We start from the raw sequence: 1737 nt of genomic DNA on the forward strand, positions 1-1737 counted from the left end.
GGCTCGGCGTCGCTCGACTTTTCCGGGGTGTTCTCCGACTACAAGGTTGTTGGCCAGCGTTCGGGCACGGATGACGAACACGGCGCCAAGGCCTCCGAGGTGCAGGCTGAAGTCACGGACCCGCGTGCGGCGCGTAAGCGGGTGCTGATGATTCACGAAAGCGGCCAGATGACCCCCAGCCTTGCCGAGGCGCGGGCGAACTGGGAGCGCGGCAGCCGCATGGGTAAGGCGCTGACCCTGCAGTACAAGGTGCAGGGCTGGCGGCAGTCGAACGGGGCGCTGTGGCTGCACAACATGATTGTGCGGGTGGTCGACCCTTGGGTCGGTATCGACCGCGACATGCTCATCAGTGAAATCCAGTACAGCCTGGATGAGAGCGGCACCGTGGCCAACATCACGGTGGCCCCGCCGGACAGCTTCGACCCTGAGCCGAAAGACCCGCACAACAGCCGCAAGCTCAAGAAGGGCGGCAAGGCGGACAACTTTGAATACTTGATCCCAGCAGATTGGAAGCCCGAGCAATGAGCGGACTAAAACAGATTTTGGCCCGGGGCGTGGTCACGCTAGTCAAGGCCACGAGCAAGTTGCAAAGCCTGCAGATGACCCTGTTGGCCGGTGAAGTGAAAAGCGGCATGGAGCACTTCGAGCCGTATGGTTTCACCTCAAACGCGCACCCGGGCGCCGAGGGGATCGCGCTCTTTGTGGGGGGCGACCGTTCGCACGGCGTGGTGGTGTGTGTCGCGGATCGACAGTTTCGCCTGCAGGGGCTGAAAAGTGGCGAGGTGGCGTTGTACACCGACGAGGGCGACCGCCTGCACTTCAAGCGCGGGCGGGTGATCGAGGTCGAGACGCTGACGCTCAAGGTCAAGGCCGACACCGCCGTCGAGTTTGACACCCCGGTGATTCGCACCACGGGCCGTATCGAGTCAGCGGGCGATCAGGTGGCTGGTGGTGTGAGCCAGATGCAGCACGTTCATGAAGGCTCGGACAAAAAGCCAGTGGCAGGAGGGTGATATGCCGCTGATTGAAAGCGACGACACCGACCGGGCTTGGCGTCGGGCAACAGAGATCAGTCTTTTGACCTGGCGCCGTGCAAGCCCTGATGACCCGCTCGATGACGCCCAGCGCTTTGGCTGGTGGGGCGACAGTTTCCCCACGCAGGCCAACGACCGTATTGGCTCACGCCTGTGGCTATTGCGTCGGCGGACGCTGACGGCGGACACCGAGCGGGATGCTCAAGCCTTCGCCCGCGAGGCCTTGGCCTGGATGCTGGAAGACGGGCGCGTTACGGCGGTCGGCGTAACGACGACACGCGGTGTTGACCGGCTGGCAATGCGGGTGGTGTTGACCTTGCGCGATGGCCGAACCATCGACGTTCCATTTGAGAATTTATGGGTGGTGATCAATGCCGTTTGAAACCCCAAGTTTGCCCGCGCTGATCAGCCGGGCGCAGTCTGACCTGGGCGGCTCGGCCCTGCTGCGATCCGACGCCGAGGTGCTGGCTCGGGTGCAGGCGGCGGCTTCCTTCGGGCGCTACGGGCATCAGGAATACATCGCCGCGCAGATCCTGCCGGACACAGCGGATGAAGACACCTTGCGGCGAATGGCCCGGGTGCGGCTCAAGCGTGACCGCTTGGAGGCGGTGGTTTCCAGTGGTGCCGCGACCTTTACCGGTGCTGCCTCGGCGCTGCTCGATGCAGGCGTGCTGCTGCAGCGTGATGACGGTGTGCGCTTTCG

General features: G+C 63.8%; 3 protein-coding genes and 1 pseudogene. All 4 read left to right on the plus strand.

Features of this window, described 5'->3' with window-relative positions; genetic code table 11:
- Window positions 1–525, plus strand: a 525-nt coding sequence (locus UIA24_RS22965; protein ID WP_442963068.1) for a phage baseplate assembly protein, incomplete at its 5' end; no start/stop codon positions are given.
- Window positions 522–1013: a phage baseplate assembly protein V gene (locus tag UIA24_RS22970; RefSeq protein WP_330524038.1), complete on the plus strand. Its 492-nt coding sequence runs from the start codon at window positions 522–524 to the stop codon at window positions 1011–1013. The genes UIA24_RS22965 and UIA24_RS22970, both read left to right, overlap by 4 nt.
- A 7-nt stretch (window positions 1014–1020) precedes the next feature.
- The gene (locus UIA24_RS22975) at window positions 1021–1416 is read left to right on the plus strand and encodes a phage GP46 family protein (RefSeq protein ID WP_371917257.1); all 396 of its coding nucleotides are present in this window, start codon (window positions 1021–1023) and stop codon (window positions 1414–1416) included.
- Window positions 1406–1737, plus strand: a pseudogene (locus UIA24_RS22980) (baseplate J/gp47 family protein); the annotation flags it as partial. The gene UIA24_RS22975 and the pseudogene UIA24_RS22980, both read left to right, overlap by 11 nt.

This window comes from Pseudomonas sp. AL 58, assembly GCF_036348395.1.
Taxonomy (GTDB): Bacteria; Pseudomonadota; Gammaproteobacteria; order Pseudomonadales; family Pseudomonadaceae; genus Aquipseudomonas; species Aquipseudomonas defluvii.

Excerpts from the sequence above, each read along its gene's own strand:
- UIA24_RS22970 (WP_330524038.1), top strand. The coding sequence starts at position 522 with ATGAGCGGACTAAAACAGATTTTGGCCCGGGGCGTGGTCACGCTAGTC.